Source organism: Clostridium lamae (assembly GCF_033043255.1).
In the GTDB taxonomy this organism is placed as follows: domain Bacteria; phylum Bacillota; class Clostridia; order Clostridiales; family Clostridiaceae; genus Clostridium; species Clostridium lamae.
In genome coordinates this window covers 1-20,906 of record NZ_JASCQJ010000053.1, presented here as the reverse complement: position 1 = coordinate 20,906, position 20,906 = coordinate 1, and the positions used below count along the sequence as shown (strand labels likewise).

Annotated in this window: 21 protein-coding genes, 1 pseudogene and 1 other annotated feature; of the genes and pseudogenes, 17 read left to right on the top strand and 5 right to left on the bottom strand. The window is 28.7% G+C overall.

Translation table 11 applies throughout. The features are described 5' to 3' along the window. Window positions 1-173: 173 nt before the first annotated feature. The 6 genes from QK892_RS16845 to QK892_RS16820 all read left to right on the top strand — a co-directional run bounded on the left by QK892_RS16845 (window position 174) and on the right by QK892_RS16820 (window position 6,363). The gene (locus QK892_RS16845) at window positions 174-965 is read left to right on the top strand and encodes a rhomboid family intramembrane serine protease (protein WP_317274706.1); all 792 of its coding nucleotides are present in this window, start codon (window positions 174-176) and stop codon (window positions 963-965) included. A 273-nt stretch (window positions 966-1,238) separates the two neighbouring features. Next, on the top strand, window positions 1,239-2,012 hold the full coding sequence (locus tag QK892_RS16840; RefSeq protein ID WP_317274705.1) for a hypothetical protein: 774 nt from the start codon (window positions 1,239-1,241) through the stop codon (window positions 2,010-2,012). A gap of 14 nt (window positions 2,013-2,026) precedes the next feature. Further along, the gene (locus QK892_RS16835; protein ID WP_317274704.1) at window positions 2,027-3,112 is read left to right on the top strand and encodes an AAA family ATPase; all 1,086 of its coding nucleotides are present in this window, start codon (window positions 2,027-2,029) and stop codon (window positions 3,110-3,112) included. Between the two features lie 11 nt (window positions 3,113-3,123). Further along, a complete protein-coding gene (locus QK892_RS16830) occupies window positions 3,124-4,467 on the top strand; it encodes a vWA domain-containing protein (protein WP_317274703.1) in 1,344 nt (447 codons plus the stop codon). A gap of 228 nt (window positions 4,468-4,695) precedes the next feature. Beyond that, window positions 4,696-5,352, top strand: coding sequence for a hypothetical protein (locus tag QK892_RS16825; RefSeq protein ID WP_317274702.1), 657 nt, complete (start codon window positions 4,696-4,698; stop codon window positions 5,350-5,352). 141 nt (window positions 5,353-5,493) lie between these two features. Beyond that, a complete protein-coding gene (locus QK892_RS16820; protein ID WP_317274701.1) occupies window positions 5,494-6,363 on the top strand; it encodes a methionyl aminopeptidase in 870 nt (289 codons plus the stop codon). 83 nt (window positions 6,364-6,446) lie between these two features. On the opposite strand, the gene QK892_RS16815 is transcribed toward QK892_RS16820, so the two are convergent. Continuing rightward, a complete protein-coding gene (locus QK892_RS16815) occupies window positions 6,447-6,779 on the bottom strand; it encodes a HesB-like protein (protein ID WP_317274700.1) in 333 nt (110 codons plus the stop codon). 185 nt (window positions 6,780-6,964) lie between these two features. On the opposite strand from QK892_RS16815, the gene QK892_RS16810 reads away from it, so the two are divergent. Together QK892_RS16810 and QK892_RS16805 are read left to right on the top strand one after the other, a co-directional pair. Continuing rightward, window positions 6,965-7,708: an rRNA adenine N-6-methyltransferase family protein gene (locus tag QK892_RS16810; RefSeq protein WP_317274699.1), complete on the top strand. Its 744-nt coding sequence runs from the start codon at window positions 6,965-6,967 to the stop codon at window positions 7,706-7,708. A gap of 24 nt (window positions 7,709-7,732) precedes the next feature. Continuing rightward, entirely contained in the window at window positions 7,733-8,293 is a 561-nt protein-coding gene (locus QK892_RS16805) for a TVP38/TMEM64 family protein (protein WP_317274698.1), read from the top strand. 27 nt (window positions 8,294-8,320) lie between these two features. Here QK892_RS16805 and leuS read toward each other — a convergent pair whose 3' ends face one another. Beyond that, window positions 8,321-10,771: a leucine--tRNA ligase gene (gene leuS, locus QK892_RS16800; RefSeq protein WP_317274697.1), complete on the bottom strand. Its 2,451-nt coding sequence runs from the start codon at window positions 10,769-10,771 to the stop codon at window positions 8,321-8,323. A gap of 58 nt (window positions 10,772-10,829) precedes the next feature. Then, window positions 10,830-11,035, bottom strand: a binding site (T-box leader). Window positions 11,036-11,211: 176 nt separating this feature from the next. On the opposite strand from leuS, the gene QK892_RS16795 reads away from it, so the two are divergent. From QK892_RS16795 to QK892_RS16785, 3 genes are read left to right on the top strand one after another with little or no spacing between them, the layout of a single operon-like run. Next, window positions 11,212-11,580 carry a CoA-binding protein gene (locus QK892_RS16795; RefSeq protein WP_317274696.1) on the top strand — a complete coding sequence of 123 codons (369 nt, stop codon included), beginning with the start codon at window positions 11,212-11,214 and terminating at the stop codon, window positions 11,578-11,580. A 28-nt stretch (window positions 11,581-11,608) separates the two neighbouring features. Continuing rightward, entirely contained in the window at window positions 11,609-11,971 is a 363-nt protein-coding gene (locus QK892_RS16790) for a YccF domain-containing protein (RefSeq protein WP_317274695.1), read from the top strand. A gap of 38 nt (window positions 11,972-12,009) precedes the next feature. Further along, a complete protein-coding gene (locus QK892_RS16785) occupies window positions 12,010-12,222 on the top strand; it encodes a hypothetical protein (protein WP_317274694.1) in 213 nt (70 codons plus the stop codon). 198 nt (window positions 12,223-12,420) lie between these two features. Here QK892_RS16785 and QK892_RS16780 read toward each other — a convergent pair whose 3' ends face one another. From QK892_RS16780 to QK892_RS16770, 3 genes are read right to left on the bottom strand one after another with little or no spacing between them, the layout of a single operon-like run. Beyond that, window positions 12,421-12,915, bottom strand: coding sequence for a hypothetical protein (locus QK892_RS16780; protein ID WP_317274693.1), 495 nt, complete (start codon window positions 12,913-12,915; stop codon window positions 12,421-12,423). Between the two features lie 33 nt (window positions 12,916-12,948). Continuing rightward, window positions 12,949-13,563 carry a J domain-containing protein gene (locus tag QK892_RS16775; RefSeq protein WP_317274692.1) on the bottom strand — a complete coding sequence of 205 codons (615 nt, stop codon included), beginning with the start codon at window positions 13,561-13,563 and terminating at the stop codon, window positions 12,949-12,951. After that, window positions 13,563-14,459, bottom strand: coding sequence for a DUF5685 family protein (locus QK892_RS16770; protein WP_317274691.1), 897 nt, complete (start codon window positions 14,457-14,459; stop codon window positions 13,563-13,565). The genes QK892_RS16775 and QK892_RS16770 overlap by 1 nt, the downstream gene beginning before the upstream one ends. Before the next feature lie 173 nt (window positions 14,460-14,632). Here QK892_RS16770 and QK892_RS16765 point away from each other — a divergent pair, with 173 nt between their 5' ends. The 6 genes and pseudogenes from QK892_RS16765 to QK892_RS16740 form a co-directional block, all read left to right on the top strand. Beyond that, window positions 14,633-15,517: a polysaccharide deacetylase family protein gene (locus QK892_RS16765; RefSeq protein ID WP_317274690.1), complete on the top strand. Its 885-nt coding sequence runs from the start codon at window positions 14,633-14,635 to the stop codon at window positions 15,515-15,517. Between the two features lie 312 nt (window positions 15,518-15,829). After that, window positions 15,830-16,918 carry a BMP family lipoprotein gene (locus QK892_RS16760; protein WP_317274689.1) on the top strand — a complete coding sequence of 363 codons (1,089 nt, stop codon included), beginning with the start codon at window positions 15,830-15,832 and terminating at the stop codon, window positions 16,916-16,918. 179 nt (window positions 16,919-17,097) lie between these two features. Continuing rightward, window positions 17,098-17,781, top strand: a complete 684-nt coding sequence (locus QK892_RS16755) for a DUF554 domain-containing protein (RefSeq protein WP_317274688.1) — start codon at window positions 17,098-17,100, stop codon at window positions 17,779-17,781. Between the two features lie 147 nt (window positions 17,782-17,928). Further along, window positions 17,929-19,014 (top strand): BMP family lipoprotein, encoded by a 1,086-nt coding sequence (locus QK892_RS16750; RefSeq protein ID WP_317274687.1) that lies wholly within the window; start codon window positions 17,929-17,931, stop codon window positions 19,012-19,014. Between the two features lie 139 nt (window positions 19,015-19,153). Beyond that, on the top strand, window positions 19,154-20,674 hold the full coding sequence (locus QK892_RS16745; RefSeq protein ID WP_317274686.1) for an ABC transporter ATP-binding protein: 1,521 nt from the start codon (window positions 19,154-19,156) through the stop codon (window positions 20,672-20,674). Beyond that, a pseudogene (locus QK892_RS16740) lies at window positions 20,674-20,906 on the top strand (ABC transporter permease); the annotation flags it as partial. The gene QK892_RS16745 and the pseudogene QK892_RS16740, both read left to right, overlap by 1 nt.

Here is a 20,906-nt window from a genome sequence, read left to right as displayed (position 1 = left end):
ATAATAGAATTACATAAAGATAATAAAGATATAACTATGAATATTGAAACTAGAAAATTAACTTCATTTTTAATAAACAATATGGTAACTTTATCTATGAAGAGAACTGAGTTTTCTATAGAAGATTTATTAAATATAGTAAGAAATAAATTGTAAAGGAGATATCTATTTTTATGAATTGGTTGAATAAATTAGAAAGAAAGATAGGGAAGTTTTATATAAGAAATTTAATGCTTATTATAATTAGTGGAACTATTCTCGTTTATGGATTTACTATGATAAGCAATGATTATACCTTAATTAATACTATATCTCTAATACCATCTAAGGTAATGCAAGGAGAAATTTGGAGACTTGTAACATTTATTTTTGTACCAGAAAATACTACTCCAATATTTTTTATATTTTCAATGTATTTCTATTATTTAGCAGGAACTGGCTTGGAGCATGAGTGGGGAGAATTTAAGTTTAACTTTTATTATTTTATTGGTATGATTGCTACAATTGTTGTTTCCATGATAACTGGAGCTCAGGCTACTGGAACATTTATTAATCTTTCATTATTTTTAGCTTTTGCTAGAATATATCCAAACTTCCAAGTACTACTATTATATATAATACCAATCAAGGTTAAATATCTTGCAATATTTAATTGGATTATTATAGGGTTTAATTTCTTACAAGCTGGATCTTTTGCAGGAAAGATATTGACTTTAGTCCCTTTAATAAACTTTTTTGTATTCTTTGGAAAAGATATAGTTACAGGAACAAAGAGTGGTGCTATTAATTATAGAAGACAGCAAAAATTTAAGTCACAGATAAAAGAAAAAGAAATCTTTCATAAGTGTGAAGTCTGTGGAATTACAGAAAAAGATGATCCTAAAATGGAGTTTAGATATTGTTCAAAATGTTCAGGTAAAAAGTGTTATTGTGAAAACCATATTAGAAATCATGAGCACAAGTAATTGTAAAATATATTTATTCTAGAAACTCCGCAAGGAGTTTTTTCTTTAATTCTACATTTTACATTGGGCTATAACCCTTAAGACAGAGTTATTTAAAGATACTTTTACCTTTTTTGATTTAAAATGAGATGTAATTGTTTTTATGCTAATTTATAGATAATAATTATTAAATAATAGTAATAGTAATTATTGATTAATTGTTGTATAATGTAAGGGAATAAAATGAGTATTAATAATGAATAGAATAGCGTTATGATTAAGAAGGGAAGAAACATGGAAAATAATGATTTAAAAAAGATATATGATAATCCATTATATATTAGGTATATAGATAATCCAAGTGAAGAATTAATTTTAGAGGCTGTTAAGAAGAATGGATTAGCAATAAAATATATAAAAAATCCTACAAATGAAATCAAAGAGGTAGCAATAAAAAATAATCCATTAGCAGTTGAATATATTGAAGATTTAGATGAGGAAAACTCAAGTTTAGCAGTGAAATTACTTTGGAATTCATTAAAGTATATTAAAAATCCTACAGATAAGGTTAAGTTAGTAGCAGTAAATGCTAAAGGATGGGCTATACAATTTATAGAGAATCCTACTGAAGAAATGCAAATGAAAGCAGTATCTAAGGACTTTGACTCAATTAAATATATAAAAGAGCCATCAGAAGAAGTTCAACTTGCTGCAATTAAAAAGTACTGGGCTGCTATAAAGTTTATAGATAACCCTACTTTAGAAGCTAGAAGAGAAGCTGTTAGAGGGAATGCAGAGGCAATAAATTATATTAACTTTAGCTTAGAAGAACTAAGTATATTAATAGGAGATAATATAAAGGTTGTTAAATATGTATATGATTCAATTGATGTAGACTTTGTAGTTAATGTAGTTATGGAAAAAATTAAAGAAGAATCAGTTGATGAAAATTATATAAAGGACTTTTTAGAACTAGAAATTTTAGAGATGGATAAGATAAATTTTATAAGAGAATATGGAAGTAAAAAGGCTAAGGTCTTATTAGTTGATTATAAACTTTCAAGATAAAATGAGGTGAGAGTATGAAGTTTTCAGAAGCAATAAGTACTGTTGAATTAGTATTAGAATCAGGAAGTGTTCCTTTAATTATTGGAGAAGCAGGTATAGGAAAGACTTCCTTAGTAAAAAGAATTTGTAATGAAAAAAATTATTATTTAGTAAACATAGATGCCAATCTTCTAAAGGAAGGTGAAATAGGTGGTCTTCCAATAGTTGAAGGTGGAAGGACAAGATATGCAACACATTATAAGTTAATAGAAATTGATAAAGCAATATCAGATAATGAATATAATGGAGTGCTATTATTTATAGATGAATTAAATAGATGTGAGCATGCTGTTCAGCAAGAGCTTATGAATTTAATATTAAATAGAGAAATTAATGGATATAAATTATATGATAATGTAAAAATAGTAGCAGCAATGAATCCTTCTAATAAATATGATGGATATGAGGATAGTGATTATCAAGTTGTTGATATGGATAATGCTCAAGAAGATAGATTTGTATGGATTGAATTAAGTTCAGATATTAAGGAATGGATAAAATGGGCTATGAGTGATGAAGTGAATGTACATGAGCATATTATAGAATTTTTATCAAATTTTCCAGAGTATTTAAATGTTACTAATTCAAATGAATCAATTAAGGCTACTCCAAGAAGCTGGGAGAGGGTTGCTAAGGCTTATAATGTATATTTAAAAAATGCTCAAACTTATTCACTAGATATTTTTTATAACGTAGTTAAAGGGAATGTAGGAATAAGTATTGCAACTGATTTTATTAATTATATTAAAAATATAAAGAATCCACTAATTAAGTCGGAAGATTTATTCTTATATATGATATTACCTATGGAGATTAAAGAAGAAATAAGAGGAGAAAGTCATTCTAGATTATATATACTAGCAAAAAACTCAATTAGATATTTAAATCAAAATAATAATGAAGCCAATAGAAAGCTATTTTCAGATTTATTAACTTGTTATCCAAAGGACTTAAGACTTGGGATCATGAAAGAAATAAAAGGCGATGTAAAAGAAGAAACATACCTGGATTTATTAAATGAAGATATGTTTTTAGATTCCTTCTTCAGCATATATGAATAGGATGGAATCTTATGAGATTTGAAGAAAGACGAGATAGTTTATTAAAGCAAGCTTTGGATATGAAGGAAAATGGAAATGTCTATATTGGTTTTGAAAGAGAATTTTTTTCCTTAGTTGAAAATGTTATTATCGATATGCTTGAGGGGGAGGATAGTTTCTTTGGGCAATTTTTAGTAAGAATAGAGAGAAATATTAGGCTTAATATTACTTGGCCATTAGCAACTGTTCCTAAAATGCAGGGCTTCAGGATGTATTTTAACCCATTGCTATTCCTATCTTGTGATAAAAGAGAAATGCAGGCATTATTTAAGCATGAGATATATCATATTATGTATGGACATCATGAAAGAGAAAGAATTCTTAAGCAAAAATATACTAATCTTGCAGTTAATTTAGCAATGGATATATCTATAAATCAATTTATTAAAAATCTTCCTATGGAAAGCTATAAAATTGAAAGAGTAAATAAAGAGTATAGTGCTAATTTAAAAGAAGATAAACCAATTGAGGTTTATGCTGAAGAAATTGAGAAAGCAATTAAAACAAGATTATCTGAGAGCATTAAAGATGAAAAAAATAATGATATAGGTGATATGATAGATATTTCTAAAGCACATGATGTATGGGAAGAAAGTACACTTAATCAAGATGCTATAAAGGATATGACTAAGAAAACAGCAATTAGTTCGTATAATGGAAATGCACCTAAGGATATAGTAGGAATAATAAACTCTTATACTGAAAAAGCGGAAATTTCTTGGCAAGATTTACTTAAGAGGGTGATACCATCTTTAAGAGCTGGGGAAAAGAAAACTATAATGAGAAGGAACAGAAGACAACCTGAAAGGTTAGATTTAAGGGGAAGCCTTCCTAATAATGTTCCAGAAGTTATTGTAGCTTTAGATATAAGTGCTTCTATGAGCGAAGAAGAGTTTAATAAGATACTAATTGAAGTATTAGAGATTACTAGAACTAGAACAAATAAAATTACTGTAATAGAGTGTGATAATGAAATAAGACGTATTTATGAAATAAAATCTAAAAATGATATTAAAAAAAGATCAGCAAAAAATGGATCAACAAAATTCTCACCAGTATTTAAATATATAAGAGATAATAAATTAAGAAATTCTGTACTTATATATTTTACAGATGGAGTTGGAGAGAAAGAGTTAGAAGTTAAACCATTTAGACCTAATACAATTTGGGTAATAACTGGAGATGAAGATTTATCTTTAGAAAAGCCCTATGGAGAGATAAAAAGAATTTCTACAAATGTAAAAAAAGGTGAAGGTGGAACTGCTGGACTAGAAATGATAAAAGAATATCAACAAGAGCATGGTAGATATTTCTAATATAAGTATCTAAAAACTAGAAAATTAATAGTGAATAATCAGTTATGTAATTTAAAATAAAGAGAAAACCTATTAAAGGAGGTTTTCTCTTTATTCACATAGTTATTAATTTCTTAACATTTTAGTTTAAATTTATATAAGAATAATTGGGAAATTTATCCAATGGAGATATGAATACTAGAAATGTTTTATAATTTATGATATAATACGTCAATGTGGGGGTGTTTTATGAAATCTTTTAAAATAAGCAAGAATGCCAGTATATTGATTATAATTTTTGTTTTGTTTTCTAGTTTACTCATAAACGTTTACACTTCAATAATGAATTCTAGGTATAAAATATTAATAGGTAAGGAAACTTACAAGAGTATTGAAGAAATTAGAAACAGAAATGAAAGCTCACTAAGTACATTACAACAGTGTATTAAAGCTAAAAGTGTTAGTAATGAAGAGTTATTAGCTTTATATAAGAATTATAGTTCAATATCTAAGGAGTTTATAAATCTTTGGGCAAACTATAAGGAATACGGAAATGAAGAAATAATCTCATTAAATAAGAAATCAAAAATTTCAAATGAAGTTCCAAATGAGGTCTATTCAAGAGTTGAATGTCTATTATTTGAACATTTAAATTACGAAATGAAAACTCATTATGATAAGATCCTTTTGGAGGGGGAAGTACTAGATAACTTTACTGAAATATATAATATGAGTAATGAACTTAATACTTTTTATAATAATTTTAATGAAGTTAATATTAAAGATATAGATGATGATAAAAGAGAAATTACTTATATAAAAAAGGAGTATTGGATAGATATACTAAAGGGGATAAATTCTGTTATAGAACCTTATGGAGATTATGAATTTATACTTAAAGGATAATATATGGAGATTAATAAACTATAAAATAAATAGTGTATTAATCTCCCTTTTTCTTTTATTTGTGATATATTAAATATATAGATGATAAATAATACTATATAGTACATGGTAAAAACAAAGATAGTATTAAGGAGGTAGTTTATGGATTTAAATAGAAATGACCAATGTTGGTGCAATAGTGGCAAGAAGTATAAAAAGTGTCATTTAGAATTTGATGAGAAGTTAGAAGCATTAAGATATAAGGGATATGAAGTACCAACTAGGGATATGATAAAAAATCAAGAGCAAATTCAAGGTATAAAAGAAAGTGCTAAAATTAATAATGCTGTATTAGATTTAGTTCAAGAAAAAATAGAATTAGGTATGAATACAGAGGAAATTGACAAATTAGTTCACGATTTCACTGTTAATAATGGTGCAGTACCAGCTCCACTAAATTATGGTGGATTTCCTAAAAGCGTATGTGTATCAATAAATGACGTTGTTTGTCATGGGATACCAAGTGAAGATACTATATTAATGGATGGAGATATAGTTAACGTAGATGTATCAACTATTTATAATGGATACTATTCTGATGCATCAAGAATGTTTATGATAGGAAATGTAGCGAAAGAGGATGAAAGACTAGTTAAGGTTGCTAAGGAATGTTTAGATAAAGGATTTGAAGCAGTTAAGCCTTGGGGATTCTTAGGGGACGTTGGGGCAGCTATACAGGAACATGCAGAAGCTAATGGTTTTTCAGTTGTTAGAGCTTTTGGAGGACATGGAGTTGGTATAAAGTTTCATGAAGATCCTTTTGTTGCCCATGTTGGCAAAAGAGGAGAAGGAATGGTTTTAGTTCCTGGAATGGTATTTACTATTGAACCAATGCTTAATCAAGGAGATTATGAAGTTTTCGTAGATGAAGATGACGAATGGACAGTATTCACAGAAGACGGCGGTTATTCAGCTCAATGGGAATACACAGTTTTAGTTACCGAAGATGGAGCAGAAATAATTGCGTGGTAATAATGTATTATTATCAAAAATAAAAAACTCAAACTTTAAAGTTTGAGTTTTTTTGGTTTATGTTATCTAATTATTGTTGATAATTAGTGACATCCGCCACCGCAAGATCCACATCCGCCGCTTTCACTTTCAATTACAGGCTTTAGAGATAAACCTCTTCCTTCATTTTCTTCAGTTGAAAGTAGCTTGAATCCACCGAATTCATCAACTAGTTTTTCTTCTACAACGAAAACTATATCGTTAACTTTTTGAGTAACATCTCCATCTTTAGCATCGTCAACAGATATATTAAAAGCAGGGCCACTGCAACCAAAACCAGCTAAGTTAATTCTAATGCTATAGTTATCAACTTCATTTTCATCTAAGAAGTCCTTAAATTCTTTGTATGCTTCTTCACTTAATAATATTTTATCCATATTTACACCTTCTATTTCTAAATGATAATTTATATCACTAGTATAACATAGTAGCTTGAAATATCAAGAGTTTTTTGATGTAAAATAAAGTGAATTTTAATAAATATTTATTGTCAATAGATTACAGTATAAATATAATAGTATTTATAAGCAGTTTATACTTATTAGGAAGGGAAGTTTTTATTTTGAAGCCATATGATAAGAAGTACGTAAATGAAAAAATTAATGAATATAATAATTCTATATCCTTAAGAAGGATTGGAAATTTTGAAATAAAGAAGTTTAATAATAATAGTGAATATATAGATGGATATATGTATAGGAAAAAAGGGAAAAGGGATTTCAATGTTTTAGAACTACATGGACCAGATAATATTTGGATGAGGATATCACCTTTAGAAATAGAAAGTTCATACATGTTTATAAAGTATGCTAAGGGAAAAGTTGGAGTGGTTGGATTAGGTCTTGGATATGTAGCCCAAGAGCTAGCTAAAAAAACAGATATAGATGAAGTAGTAGTTTATGAAAAAGAGAAAGATATTATAGATTTATATAATTCTAACTTCGAAGAAAATGAAAAGATAAAAATAATAAATAAGGATGCTTTCGAAGCTGAGAGTGAAGACTTCGATTATTTTTACGTAGATATTTATGAATATAAGCTTAAAAGTAGAGTCGTAGAGGATTATGTAAAATTTAATAGACTACATAAAATAAAAGAGTATTTATTTTGGGGATTGGAGCATTTCCTTTTAAGTTGTAAATATGAAGAAATAGTATGGGTGTACATTCCAGAGTTATGGATGGAAATAAGCAAAAAAATATTTGGTGCAATGCAAGAATCAGATTTATTAAAGCATTATAGACAACTTGATGAAAAATTAGTAAGCAAGGTTCTAGCTGGATTTAAAGAAGCCCTAGATGATTAAAAAGGATTTGGTTAGTTTGTATTTATGTTTGATTTAGATAGTATTGTTAACTTATTTCAACAGTATAGCATGTACTCAGTACCTATATCTCTTATTATAAGCATTATTATTGCTTTATTAGGTATTGTTCCATCTATATTTGTTACTGGAGCAAATATAGTGTTTTTTGGACCTATTTTGGGGTTTATAATATCATTATTAGGAGAAGTAATAGGTGGATATATAACTTTTATAGTCTATAGATTAGGATTTAAAAAGAGTGTAGAAAATATAAAGAATAAACATAGATTATTAAATGCAATAGTAGAAGGGGAGGGGAATAAGGTAGGTTTCTTAATCTTTGAAGGAAGATTAATACCTTTTATACCTTCGGGACTTGTAACTTTAGCTGCTTCAATAAGTAATGTTAATGGTAAGATTTTTACTATAGCGACTTTCTTTGGTAAAATTCCGTCTATAGCATTAGAAGCTTTAGTTAGTTATGATTTAATAAATATTGAGCAAAATTATATAAGATTAGTGATAACCTTATTTGCAATAGTTTTATTATATTTTTCTTTAAAAAAATTAAAATTTAATAAATAAAAATAAGGCACATAATGTGCCTTATTTTTATTTAACTACTATATTTACTAATCTTCCTTTAATAACTATAACCTTAACTATATTTTTGCCTTCAGTTGCAGCTATTACATTTTCATTAGCTAATGAAGCAGCTTTAATTCCTTCTTCATCTAAATCAGTAGGAACATTTATCTTAGCTTTTATTTTTCCATTAACTTGGATTGCAATTTCAACTTCATCCTTAACTAAAGCTTTAGGATCAAATTTTGGCCATTCTTGATTAAAGATTGAATAATCTAATCCTAATTGACTCCACTCTTCTTCAGCAAAGTGAGGAGCAAATGGTGCTAAAATCTTTAAGAAATCAATACAAGTTTTCTTTAAGAATTCTAAGTTCTTAACATCTTCTTGTAAGTACTTAGATAAAGCATTTACAAATTCCATCATTCTTGCAATTGCAGTATTAAATTGCATCTTTTCAGCATCTTCAGTTACACCTTTAATTGCATTGTGTAACCAGAAGTTTAATTCTTTTTCTGCTTTATCAACAGTAGTTTTGCTATTATCACCTTTTTCTATTGCTTCTCTTGCAGTTTCAAGATATCTTTCAATTCTATCTACAAATCTTGCCACAGATTTAAGACCATCATCACTCCAAGCGCCACCTTCAACATATGCAAAACCAAACATTAGATACATTCTAAATACATCTGATCCATATTCAGAGATATAATCGTTTGGAGAAATAGTATTTCCCTTTGATTTGCTCATCTTTAATCCATCTGGTCCAAGTATTAATCCTTGGTGAGTTAAAGATTTAAATGGCTCATCAAAGTCTAGGTATCCCATATCTCTTAAAGCCTTAGTTATGAATCTAGCATATAATAAGTGCATACAAGCATGTTCTGGGCCACCAACGTATTTATCAACAGGAAGCATTTTATTTACTATATCCTTATCAAATGCTTTCTCTGAATTATTGCTATCAGGATATCTTAATTGATACCAAGATGAACAAACGAAAGTATCTAAAGTATCAACTTCCCTCTTAGCTGGCTTTCCACACTTTGGACAAGTTGTATTTACGAATTCATCACATTTAGCAAGTGGTGATTTTCCATCTGGTGCAAATTCAACATTGTATGGAAGTTCAACTGGTAATTGATTTTCAGGTACTGCTACAGTTCCACAATCTTCACAGTGTACTATTGGAATAGGAGCTCCCCAGTATCTTTGTCTAGATACAAGCCAGTCTCTTAATCTATAATTAACCTTTGCAGAGCCTAATTCCATTTTAGATAACTTCTCAACAATTTTTTCTTTAGCTTCTTCAGTTGTAAGTCCATCAAATTCACCAGAATTAACTAGCTTACCATATTCACAATATGGTAATTCATTATTTTCACCATTTTTACTAGTTATAACTCTTTCAATTGGTAAATTGAATCTAGTTGCAAAAGCAAAGTCTCTTTCATCATGAGCTGGTACAGCCATAACAGCTCCAGTACCATAAGTTGCTAATACATAATCACCTACCCAGATAGGAACTTCTTTATTATTTATAGGGTTTATTGCATAAGAACCTATAAATACTCCAGTTTTTTCTCTAGATAATGATTGTCTTTCTATATCAGATTGCTTTTTAGCTTCTTCTTTATAATTTTCAACAGCTTCTTTATTTTCTGCTGTTGTAAGCTCATCAACTAATGGATTTTCAGGAGCTAAAACTACATAAGTTACACCGTTTAGAGTATCAACTCTTGTTGTAAATACATCAAATTTTAAATCTGAATCTTTTACTTTAAATGTAACTTCCGCACCAGTAGATTTTCCTATCCAATGCTTTTGCATAGCTACTGTTTTTTCTGGCCAATCTAAAGTGTCTAATTTTTCTAATAGTTCATCAGCATAGTCAGTAATTTTTAAGAACCATTGAGTTAAGTCCTTCTTAGTTACTTCTGTAGAACATCTTTCACAAAGACCTTCAACAACTTGCTCATTAGCTAAAACTGTATTACAAGATGGACACCAATTTACAGGAGCCTTCTTTCTGTATGCTAATCCTTTTTCATATAATTTTAAGAATACCCATTGAGTCCATTTATAATAATCTGGGTTACAAGTTATAACTTCATTTTCCCAGTTAAACATAGCACCCATTGCTTTTAATTGTTTTTCCATAGTTTCAATGTTCTTATCAGTTGAATCCTTTGGATGAATTCCAGTCTTTATTGCATAGTTTTCAGCTGGAAGTCCAAATGCATCAAACCCCATTGGTTGGAATACATTATATCCTTGCATTCTCTTCATTCTAGCCCATGAATCAACAGGTCCATAATTAAACCAGTGACCTGCATGTAATTGGCTACCTGAAGGATAAGAGAACATTTCTAATACATATAATTTTTCTCCATCTTTATTTGGGTCGAATTTATAAAGATTAGTTTCTTCCCACTTATCTTGCCATTTTTTATCAATGGAAGTTCCGTATTTAGCCATTATTAATCCTCCTCTAAAATAACGTTTGTAAAAAAAATAAAAAAATCCCTCATCTCATTTAAGAGACGAAGGATATATTCGCGGTACCACTCTTATTAGAAAATAAAAATTTTCTCACTCAAAAATATAACGGGGGATTCCCCGTACTTGCTTTTAACAAGTAAGCTCATAGGCAAGTTCTTATAATTTATACACTGTTTTGCAGCAACCAACAGCTCTCTTAAGTATAGAATTTATAATACTACTCCTAATCATAGCAAAATATATAATTTTAATATACTCAATTATATATTCTATTATATTATAAGTCAACATTTAGAGAAGAGTTAAATTGAATTATATTAAAGGGATAGAAAATTATAAAGAGGTTAATATATTAATTGATTAAAATGTAATAGTTGTATATATTATAAATAAAGAATAGATTATAGGAGGTTATTATGGATATAAAGGAGTTAATTAAACTTAAGAATTGGGTTGTTATTGGCGATGTTAGTAATGAGTCAAAATATGCCTATAAGATACTAAATAAATTTGATGAAAAAGGTTATGCAGTAAGTGGAGTTCATCCTAAAGGCGGAGAAGGAATATATAAAACAATCAAGGAAGTTCCACATAATATTGATGCAATAGATTTATGCATAAATTCAAAATTAGGAATCGAATATATGAAAGAGGCTAACGAGTTAGGAATTAAGAATGTGTTAATACAACCAGGTGCAGAAAGTAAGGAAATATTAAATTACTGCAAAGAAAATGGTATAAATGCTATAGAAAATTGTGCATTAGTTCAATTAAGAAGTTTATAAATAAGTAATGTAAAAAGGTAGGATTTTTATGTCGTGTTTAGGAAATATTATATGGATTATTTTTGGTGGTTTTTTTAATGCTTTAGGATGGTTTTTTATCGGATGTTTATGGTCTATAACTATAATTGGGATACCTATAGGAAAACAATGCTTTAAAATGGCAAGGCTACAATTAGCTCCATTTGGAAAAGAAGTAGTTACTAAAAATGATGATGGTGCGAGTTTATTATTAAATATACTTTGGATTATTTTTGGGGGATTTGAACTTTGTATAGCTAATTTAATGAGTGCATTATTTTTATGTATTACTATTATCGGAATTCCATTTGCTGTTCAGTCTTTAAAGTTAGCAAAATTATCTTTAATGCCATTTGGTAAAGAAATAGTATAAATTATTTTGAAAATAAGATATGGTTAGGGGAGAGAATTTTGAATAGTGATGAAAATAGAATTGTTTTCAATGAAATAAAAACTTATGAGGAAGCTTATTTTTATAACTCTGATCCAATTGAGAGAATTAAATATGAAAAAAGTGAAGTTAAGATTGAAAAGAAAAAAAGTAAATTTTCAGAAAAATTATTAGAAGGTATAGGTGAAATTGCCGAAGGGATTTTAGAACTTGTATTTTCTTTCTTAGATTAAAAATAGGGATGCTTTGAATTCTTCTATGTTCTAGGAATAGATGAAAATAAAAAAATGACTATTAAAATATATATTATATTTTTCATAATTCCGAATGAAATGAGGAATTATTACCTTCAGTATAGAAAGGGATAAATATCATATGAGAGCGACTTGGAGTTTACGAGGTCGTACCGAATATGATATTTATCCCTTTATTTAGATTTTTGGATGAATTCTTTCTAAATAGAAAGATATTAATAATGTTAATGCATAATCAAAAACTAAAAAAACTACTTGTGCTAGTATCCAAAATAGCTGAATAGGAAGTTTAGTTATTTCTATTGCAATAAATGATTTAAATACAAAAAATGATAAGAAGAAAATAATATTAAAAAATATTATTTTTATAAGTATCTCTAAAGGTAGCTTATTTATCTTTTCTATATAGAATTTTACTATTCCATAAATCCCAAAAAATAATATATATAAAAGTATAATATTTATAGGAAGTATGAAAAATCCTAAAATAGACGAAGCTATATATACTAAAATAGCACTTTTCATTGAGCCTCTAATTAAAGCTACTGGTATCAAAAGAGAGGCTAGGGTAAGTATACTTATTGTACTAATAGGTAATAGTAGGTTTAAGTATAAAATGACGATTGTCAAAGCAATTAATATTGCACTTAAAGTAATTTCTTTAGCTTTCATAGATAAAACACCACCTAAGATTTCTCTCTTATTTTAACAACATCCTATTAGATCTCCGCCCATACATTCACACAGTGAGTCTAAACACCAAAGGTTTATACAACAATCACAAGTGTTTGCTGAAGAATTACCTGTAGTTCTATAATAGTTACCACTGTATGATGAAGTTCTTTGATGTAAAGAATTTAATGTTTGTCTATACTCAAAGTTATTAGGATCCATGTTAACAGCAGTTTGAATATGATTTAGACCAGCATCAAACCAGCCTTTATTAGTTAAAAGCACTCCATATAAAAAGTTCCATTCTGCGTTTCTGTTTTGAATTGAATTTAATCTTCTTTCTGCTTCAGCAAAATTTCTTGATTGAATTAATCTTCTTATTTCAGAGAACGTATAGCTATCATTAGAATTGCTATAAGAATTATTACTACTAGAACTATTATAATAATTATTTTGATTATTATCAGCATTCTTAGTTAACATATCATATGCGGTATTAATCTCTCTCATCTTTTCTTCTGCTAAATCTTTTAGAGGATTATCACCATATTGATCAGGATGATATTGTTTAATTAAATTTCTATAAGCTTTTTTTATTTCTTCTTGACTTGCACCTGGCTTTAAACCAAGAACTTCATATGGATTCATTATTTGCCACTCCTTTTATCTTCTCTAGTATTATTGGAAATTCCTAGATATTTGTCCATCATACCTAGTTCCAAAACATTTTTTAGTATATCTTCATTCCTTTTTAAAGGTAATCTTGCTAATATTTCTTTACAATTATATGAACAGTTAAGTATTGTAAATTCAAGTCTATCTTTAATAGATGATAATAGCTCTTCATAGGAGCTATTATTATTGTTGTATAAATAATTAATTGGATTAAACTTATTAGCCTTCATATCTTTTTGTAAGTCATCAAAGGCATCAATTAAGTATATCCATTTACCTAGTGTATAACCTAAGCTATATAAGTCATTCCTTAATTCGATACAATCATTAACCAATTCTTTGGGATAAGCTTTAAGAATATTACCTACTATGTCACTAAAAGGATGGCATATCTCATCTATTGAAGAGAAATTTTTATTGTTCTCAAGCTCTCTTAAAATTTTAAGATTAGTTTTGATTATATCATTTATTTCATCGATAGATTTATTTATCTTTTTTTGATAAGGATATAGTACTTTTTCAAGAACTTTACTTTTAATATCATTATCATCCTCTATATCATCTCTTATTTTATGATAATAAAGTGTCAAATTCATTGCAGCTGCGTATTGAAGAGCATCATTATTCATAACAACTGGCTTTTTGTCTTTAGGATGAACTATACAACGTTTAAGTTCGAAATCTGGCTCTTTTGTTGATAGTGAATCTAAAAGTACAGCTAGAAACGTCATGTCATAGTTTAACACCATTCTAGGTAGATTACCTGCACCGCTTTTTATATGAAGGCATAATCCACAATAATAACTTCTAAATCTTGTAAAATCCTTTACTTTAAGCTCTGCTTTTAGAGGAGTTACGTATCCAAACAATAAAAAACACTCCTTAAATAATAGTTTAGATTTATTATACAAAAATAAAATATCATAAACAATGATTTAAGAAAAAATAACGAAATATTAATAAATATACAAATTAAAAATTCATTGACATAAAAATGGTAAAAATGTATATTTTTCTTATACTTATTAAAGGAGAGAAAATTATGAAAAACTTTTTTAGAGTATCTTTAGTAATAATATTATTTGTAATTATATTTTTCGGGGGAAAGTACATTTATGATAATAAATTTAAAAGTCAAGATATGGAGGACGCTAATAATATAATTGCAGAAGATAGTGGTGATAATGAGGATGAAGAGATGGACATTCAAGAGGATACATTAGAAGAAAAGGATGACAACTATATAACTCTAGATAAAAATTCAGTGAGGATTCCAATACTGATGTATCATTCAATTTCTGATGCTGATCCTAACAATAATTTATTGGTTTCAGTAAAACAATTTGAGTTAGAAGTTGAATGGTTAAAGGAAAATGGATTTACGCCGATATTATTAGAAGATGTGGTAGAAGCCTACAATACTGGTTATGTTCCTAAAAAACCTGTTGCAATAACTTTCGATGATGGATATGCAGACAACTATTCAGATGCATATAGAATATTAAAAGAATATAATATGAAGGCAACTTTTTTTATAATAACTAATAACACGGATAATGATAGTTTTTATATGAACTCTTCTATGCTAAAAGAGATGAGTCAAAATGGCATGGGAATAGAAAATCATACTTCTAGGCATATAGAATTTACAAATATATCTAGAGAAGATAAGATCACTGTCATAGAAGAAGGAAGAGAAGCTTTGAAAGAAAAAGTTGGTGTAGATAGTAAATTTGTTTGTTATCCTGTAGGGAAATATGATGATGAAACAATAGAAATCGAAAAGGAATTAGGTATTGAAGCGGCTGTTACAACAGAGTATGGAATATCAAGTGCAAGTGATGGGTTATATTCTTTAAAAAGAGTTAGGATGCTTCCAATGAGCATAGATTCTTTTAAAGAGGTATTTCAAGAATTTTTGCAATAAATTCATAATTTAACAAGATAATTTAATTATTGAGATAAAAATTAAAATAATATATTATTTAGTATGATTTATTAAAGAATTTAATGATGTTATTTAGGTATAAATTTTTATATATTACAAAAGATTAAGTTATATACTTATTATTAAAAATAACTTATATACTTCAGAAAAAAGATTAAGTACGAATATTCGATATTTCGAAATTGTGGTTTTATGTTGAAATTTGTTGAAATTACGAATAATATACTGTATAATCAAATCGAAAGTTCGAAAGATGAGTAATAAGTTACTAAAGAATTAGGAGGATTTTTTATGAAGAAAAAAGCACTAGCAATAGTTTTATCAGCTTTGATGGTTACAGGCTTAGTAGGCTGTGGTAACAAATCAGAATCAGCTGAATCAGATTTAAAAGTAGGAATGGTTACAGATGCAGGTACTATAGATGACAAATCTTTTAACCAAGGAACTTGGGAAGGTATTTTAAAGGCAAAGGATGAGTTAGGCGTTGATACTAACTATTTAAAACCAGTAGGAACTACAGAAGCAGATTACATGAAGGAGATTGGAAACCTTTATGACACAGGATATAAATTTATAGTAGCACCAGGATTCAAATTTGAAACTGCAATATTTAATGCACAAGATAAATATTCAGATGCCAAATTTGTAATTATCGATGGTTCTCCTAATAATGGAAAAACTGGAGACGAAAGAGTTGAAAAAGTTGGAGATAATAGTGTTGCTATTTTCTTTGCAGAAGAAGAAGCAGGATTTATAGCAGGTGTTGCAGCTTCTCTTGAATTAAAAGAAGGAGACTTAGGTTTTATAGGTGGTATGGAAATACCTTCAGTTCAAAAATTTAACTGGGGATTCCAACAAGGTGTTAAATATGCTAATGAAAACTTAGATACTAAAATGACTCTAAAATCAGAAAATATAGTTTACCAAGGTACGTTTGATAATGTTGCAGCGGGACAACAATTAGCTGCTACTATGTTTGATAATGGAGTTAAGGCTATCTTTACAGCAGCTGGTGGAGTTGGAGTTGGTGCTATTAATGAAGCAAAAGCTAGAGCATCTGCAGGTAAAGAGGCGTGGATCATTGGAGTTGATACTGACCAATATGAAGATGGTAAATATGATGGAGATAAATCAATAATTTTAACTTCTGCAATGAAGAGAATAGACGTAGCAACTTTTAATATGATAAAAGATGAATTAGATGGAAATTTCCAAGGAGGAAAAACTTTAACATTTGATGTTAAAAATGATGGAGTAGGTCTTCCAGAAAATAATCCAAACTTAAGTGCCGATACTACTACAAAAGTAGATGAAGTATATAATAAGATTAAAAATGGTGAAATTGAAGTTAAAGCTGAACAAGGGGATTTAATAAAGTAACCTTAAAAAAAGCTTTATGTATAAGATAAGAAAGACGGGAATACCGTCTTTTTTTTATATAATAAAAATTTCTTAAAAAGAGGAATTTGATATTATATAATAATTAGTAAGGTGAACTAAATCTTGAAATGCTGTCTATAGAAAATTTTTAAATGAATTATTATGTTAAGGAGGATATTATGTTAGGAACAATAGTAAATAGCTTAACTATAGTTATAGGATCTTTAATAGGATTATTTCTCAAGGGAAGTATAAATGAAAAAGTTAGCGATACCATAATGAATGGACTAGCTTTATGTGTTATTTATATAGGTATATCAGGAGCTGTTAAAGGAAATAATACAATAGTGATGATAATATCCATTGTAATTGGTGGATTTATTGGTGAGATTATAGATATAGATAAAAAGCTTGAGAATTTAGGAATGAGAATTGAAAAAAGATTCAATAAAAATGGCGAGAAGATATCTGTTGCTCAAGGATTTATTACAGCTACCTTATTATTTTGTGTAGGTGCAATGGCGATAGTAGGTTCTTTAGAAAGTGGATTAAGTAATAACCATAGTACTCTTTATGCTAAATCTGTATTAGATGGAATAAGTTCAATTATTTTTGCATCAACATTTGGAATTGGAGTAATATTATCTGCAATAGTTGTATTTATTTATCAAGGAAGTATTACTTTAGCAGCAAGTTTATTATCTAACTTCTTAAATGATACAGCAATAAATAATATGACTGCTGTTGGGAGTTTGTTAATAATTGGATTAGGACTGAATGTATTAGGTATAACTAAGATTAAAGTGTCAAATTTATTGCCAGCAATTTTAATAGCTGCAATATTAAGTTTAATCAATATATAAAATAAAAATATGATTACATATTTTAAAAAGAGTCGATTTATGCAGAAAAATATTTTTCTTTGTTGAAATTACCAGTTATATATTGTATAATTTCTTTGAAAATTCGAAGGATAAATATTAAGTTACTAAAGATTAGGAGGATTTTTTATGAAGAAAAAAGTACTAGCATTAGCGCTATCTGCTTTAATGGTTACAGGCTTAGTAGGCTGTGGTAACAAATCAGAATCAGCACAATCACATCTTAAAGTAGGTATGGTTACTAATTCTGGAACAATAGACGATAAGTCATTTAACCAAGGTACTTGGGAAGGTATAGTAAAAGCTACAGATGAATTAGCAATTGACAGTAACTACTTAAAACCAGCTGGAACTACTGAAGCAGATTACATGAAGGAGATTGGAAACCTTTATGACACAGGATACAAATTTATAGTTGCACCAGGATTCAAATTTGAAACTGCAATATTTAATGCACAAGATAAATATTCAGATGCTAAATTTGTAATTATCGATGGTTCTCCTAATAATGGTAAATCAGGAGATGAACTAGTGGCTAAAGTTGGTGATAATAGTGTTGCTATTTTCTTTGCAGAGCAAGAGGCAGGATTTATGGCAGGTGTAGCAGCTGCTGTTGAATTAAAAGAAGGCGACTTAGGATTTATAGGTGGTATGCAAATACCTTCAGTTCAAAAATTCAACTGGGGATTCCAACAAGGTATTAAATACGCTAATGAAAACTTAGGAACTAATATGAGTATTAAATCAGAAAACGTAGTTTACCAAGGTACATTTGAAGATGTTGCAGCAGGACAACAATTAGCAGCTACTATGTATGATAATGGAGTTAAAGCTATATTTGTAGCAGCTGGTAATGTTGGTATTGGAGTAATAAATGAAGCAAAAGCTAGAGTTGCATCTGGAAAAGAAGCTTGGGTAATCGGTTGTGATGTTGACCAATATGAAGATGGTATATATGAGGGAGATAAATCAGTAATACTAACTTCAGCAATGAAGAAATTAGACACTGCAGCTTTTGATATGATTAAAGCTGAGCTAGATGGAAGTTTCCCAGGTGGAGAGACTTTAACATTTGATATTAAAAATGATGGTGTAGGTCTTCCAGAAAATAATCCAAACTTAAGTGCTGATACTATTACAAAAGTAGATGAAGTATATAACAAAGTTAAGAATGGTGAAATTGAAATTAAATCTGAACAAGGTGATTTAATTTAATAATTTAAAATAGATAGATATAAAAGATAAAAGGCGGAAGCACCGTCTTTTTCTTGTATTAGGAGATAATTAGATTAATTTTACATAAAAAGATAATCTAACCATTATATATAAAAGCAATAAAGCAGGGAGGGTGCTCATGAGTTATGTAGTAGAAATGCTTAATATTCGTAAGGAATTTCCAGGAATAGTAGCAAATGATAACATTACATTACAACTTGCAAAAGGAGAAATCCATGCTCTTTTAGGAGAAAATGGAGCTGGTAAGTCTACATTGATGGGAATGCTATTTGGTATGTATAGCCCAGATTTAGGAGTAATAAAAGTAAATGGTAAAGAGGTTAAAATCTCAAGTCCCAATGTAGCTAATGACTTAGGAATAGGTATGGTTCACCAGCATTTTAAATTAGTTGAAAACTTTACTGTTACTGAGAATATTATTTTAGGATTAGAACCAAAAAAATTCTTATCTGTGGATATAAAAAGTGCAGCAAAGAGAATTGAAGAATTATCTAAGGCTTATGGATTAAATGTGGATCCATATGCAAAAATTGAAGATATATCTGTTGGTATGCAGCAGCGTGTTGAGATATTAAAGATGCTTTATAGAAATGCAGAAGTCCTTATTTTTGATGAGCCAACAGCAGTATTAACACCACAAGAAATTGAAGATTTAATAGGAATTATGAAAAATCTTATTAAAGAGGGTAAATCTATTATTCTAATCACACATAAATTAAAGGAAATTAAAGAAGCAGCTGATAGATGTACAGTTATTAGAAGAGGAAGATATATTGGAACTGTTAATGTAAAAGAAACTTCAGAAGCTGATATGGCTAGAATGATGGTTGGAAGACAAGTATCATTTAAAGTTGAGAAGAATGAGGCTAAACCTGGCGAAGAAGTTTTAAAGTTAGAAAATGTATCTGTTAAGAATAACAAAAAGGTTTTAGGATTAAAGAATTTTAGTTTAGAAGTTAGAAAAGGTGAAATTGTTGGTATAGCTGGAGTAGAAGGAAATGGTCAAACAGAACTAGTTGAAGCTATTACCGGAATGAGAAATATCGAAGAAGGAAAAATAATATTTAACGGAAACGATATTACTAAAAATTCTATTAGAAAAAGAATAGACGACGGAATAGCTCATATTCCAGAAGATAGACATAAAAGAGGACTTATTTTAGATTATACTATGGAAGATAACATGGTACTTAAGGTATATAAGAACAAGCCTTTTTCAAAAAATGGTCTTATAAATAGAGAAGAGGTAGAAAAATACTCTAATCATATAATAGAAACCTTTGATGTAAGATCAGGTGAGGGAGGAAAGTCAATTGCTAGATCTTTATCAGGAGGAAACCAACAAAAAGGAATAATTGGACGTGAAATTTTATCAAATCCTGATTTATTAATTGCTGTTCAACCAACAAGAGGACTTGATGTAGGTTCTATAGAATACATACACAAAAGACTTGTTGAACAAAGAGATAGTGGCAAAGCTGTGCTTTTAGTATCTCTTGAATTAGATGAAGTTTTAAATGTTTCAGATAGAATTGCCATAGTAAATAATGGTGAGCTTGTAGGAATAGTTAATGCCTCTGAAACAGATGAAAATGAAGTTGGATTAATGATGGCAGGAATAAAGAGAGGTGAAAGTTAATGGGAAGAGATCAAGGTATAAAATCTATAATGGCAGTAATACTAGGACTTATCGCAGGTGCTTTATTAATGCTAATTATGGGATTCAATCCTGTTGATGGATATACATATTTATTTAAAGGTGGTTTGATGAACTCAGAAAGAATAGGTAATACTATTGCTACAGCAACACCTTTAATGCTTACTGGACTTTCAGTTGCCTTTGCATTTAAGACGGGATTATTTAATATAGG

What these genes read in the sequence shown, in the direction of transcription:
- QK892_RS16845 (WP_317274706.1), top strand. Translation starts at nt 174, where the DNA reads ATGAATTGGTTGAATAAATTAGAAAGAAAGATAGGGAAGTTTTATATA.
- QK892_RS16840 (WP_317274705.1), top strand. Translation starts at nt 1,239, where the DNA reads ATGGAAAATAATGATTTAAAAAAGATATATGATAATCCATTATATATT.
- QK892_RS16835 (WP_317274704.1), top strand. Translation starts at nt 2,027, where the DNA reads ATGAAGTTTTCAGAAGCAATAAGTACTGTTGAATTAGTATTAGAATCA.
- QK892_RS16830 (WP_317274703.1), top strand. Translation starts at nt 3,124, where the DNA reads ATGAGATTTGAAGAAAGACGAGATAGTTTATTAAAGCAAGCTTTGGAT.
- QK892_RS16825 (WP_317274702.1), top strand. Translation starts at nt 4,696, where the DNA reads ATGAAATCTTTTAAAATAAGCAAGAATGCCAGTATATTGATTATAATT.
- QK892_RS16820 (WP_317274701.1), top strand. Translation starts at nt 5,494, where the DNA reads ATGGATTTAAATAGAAATGACCAATGTTGGTGCAATAGTGGCAAGAAG.
- QK892_RS16815 (WP_317274700.1), bottom strand. Translation starts at nt 6,779, where the DNA reads ATGGATAAAATATTATTAAGTGAAGAAGCATACAAAGAATTTAAGGAC.
- QK892_RS16805 (WP_317274698.1), top strand. Translation starts at nt 7,733, where the DNA reads ATGTTTGATTTAGATAGTATTGTTAACTTATTTCAACAGTATAGCATG.
- leuS (WP_317274697.1), bottom strand. Translation starts at nt 10,771, where the DNA reads ATGGCTAAATACGGAACTTCCATTGATAAAAAATGGCAAGATAAGTGG.
- QK892_RS16795 (WP_317274696.1), top strand. Translation starts at nt 11,212, where the DNA reads ATGGATATAAAGGAGTTAATTAAACTTAAGAATTGGGTTGTTATTGGC.
- QK892_RS16790 (WP_317274695.1), top strand. Translation starts at nt 11,609, where the DNA reads ATGTCGTGTTTAGGAAATATTATATGGATTATTTTTGGTGGTTTTTTT.
- QK892_RS16780 (WP_317274693.1), bottom strand. Translation starts at nt 12,915, where the DNA reads ATGAAAGCTAAAGAAATTACTTTAAGTGCAATATTAATTGCTTTGACA.
- QK892_RS16775 (WP_317274692.1), bottom strand. Translation starts at nt 13,563, where the DNA reads ATGAATCCATATGAAGTTCTTGGTTTAAAGCCAGGTGCAAGTCAAGAA.
- QK892_RS16765 (WP_317274690.1), top strand. Translation starts at nt 14,633, where the DNA reads ATGAAAAACTTTTTTAGAGTATCTTTAGTAATAATATTATTTGTAATT.
- QK892_RS16760 (WP_317274689.1), top strand. Translation starts at nt 15,830, where the DNA reads ATGAAGAAAAAAGCACTAGCAATAGTTTTATCAGCTTTGATGGTTACA.
- QK892_RS16755 (WP_317274688.1), top strand. Translation starts at nt 17,098, where the DNA reads ATGTTAGGAACAATAGTAAATAGCTTAACTATAGTTATAGGATCTTTA.
- QK892_RS16750 (WP_317274687.1), top strand. Translation starts at nt 17,929, where the DNA reads ATGAAGAAAAAAGTACTAGCATTAGCGCTATCTGCTTTAATGGTTACA.
- QK892_RS16745 (WP_317274686.1), top strand. Translation starts at nt 19,154, where the DNA reads ATGAGTTATGTAGTAGAAATGCTTAATATTCGTAAGGAATTTCCAGGA.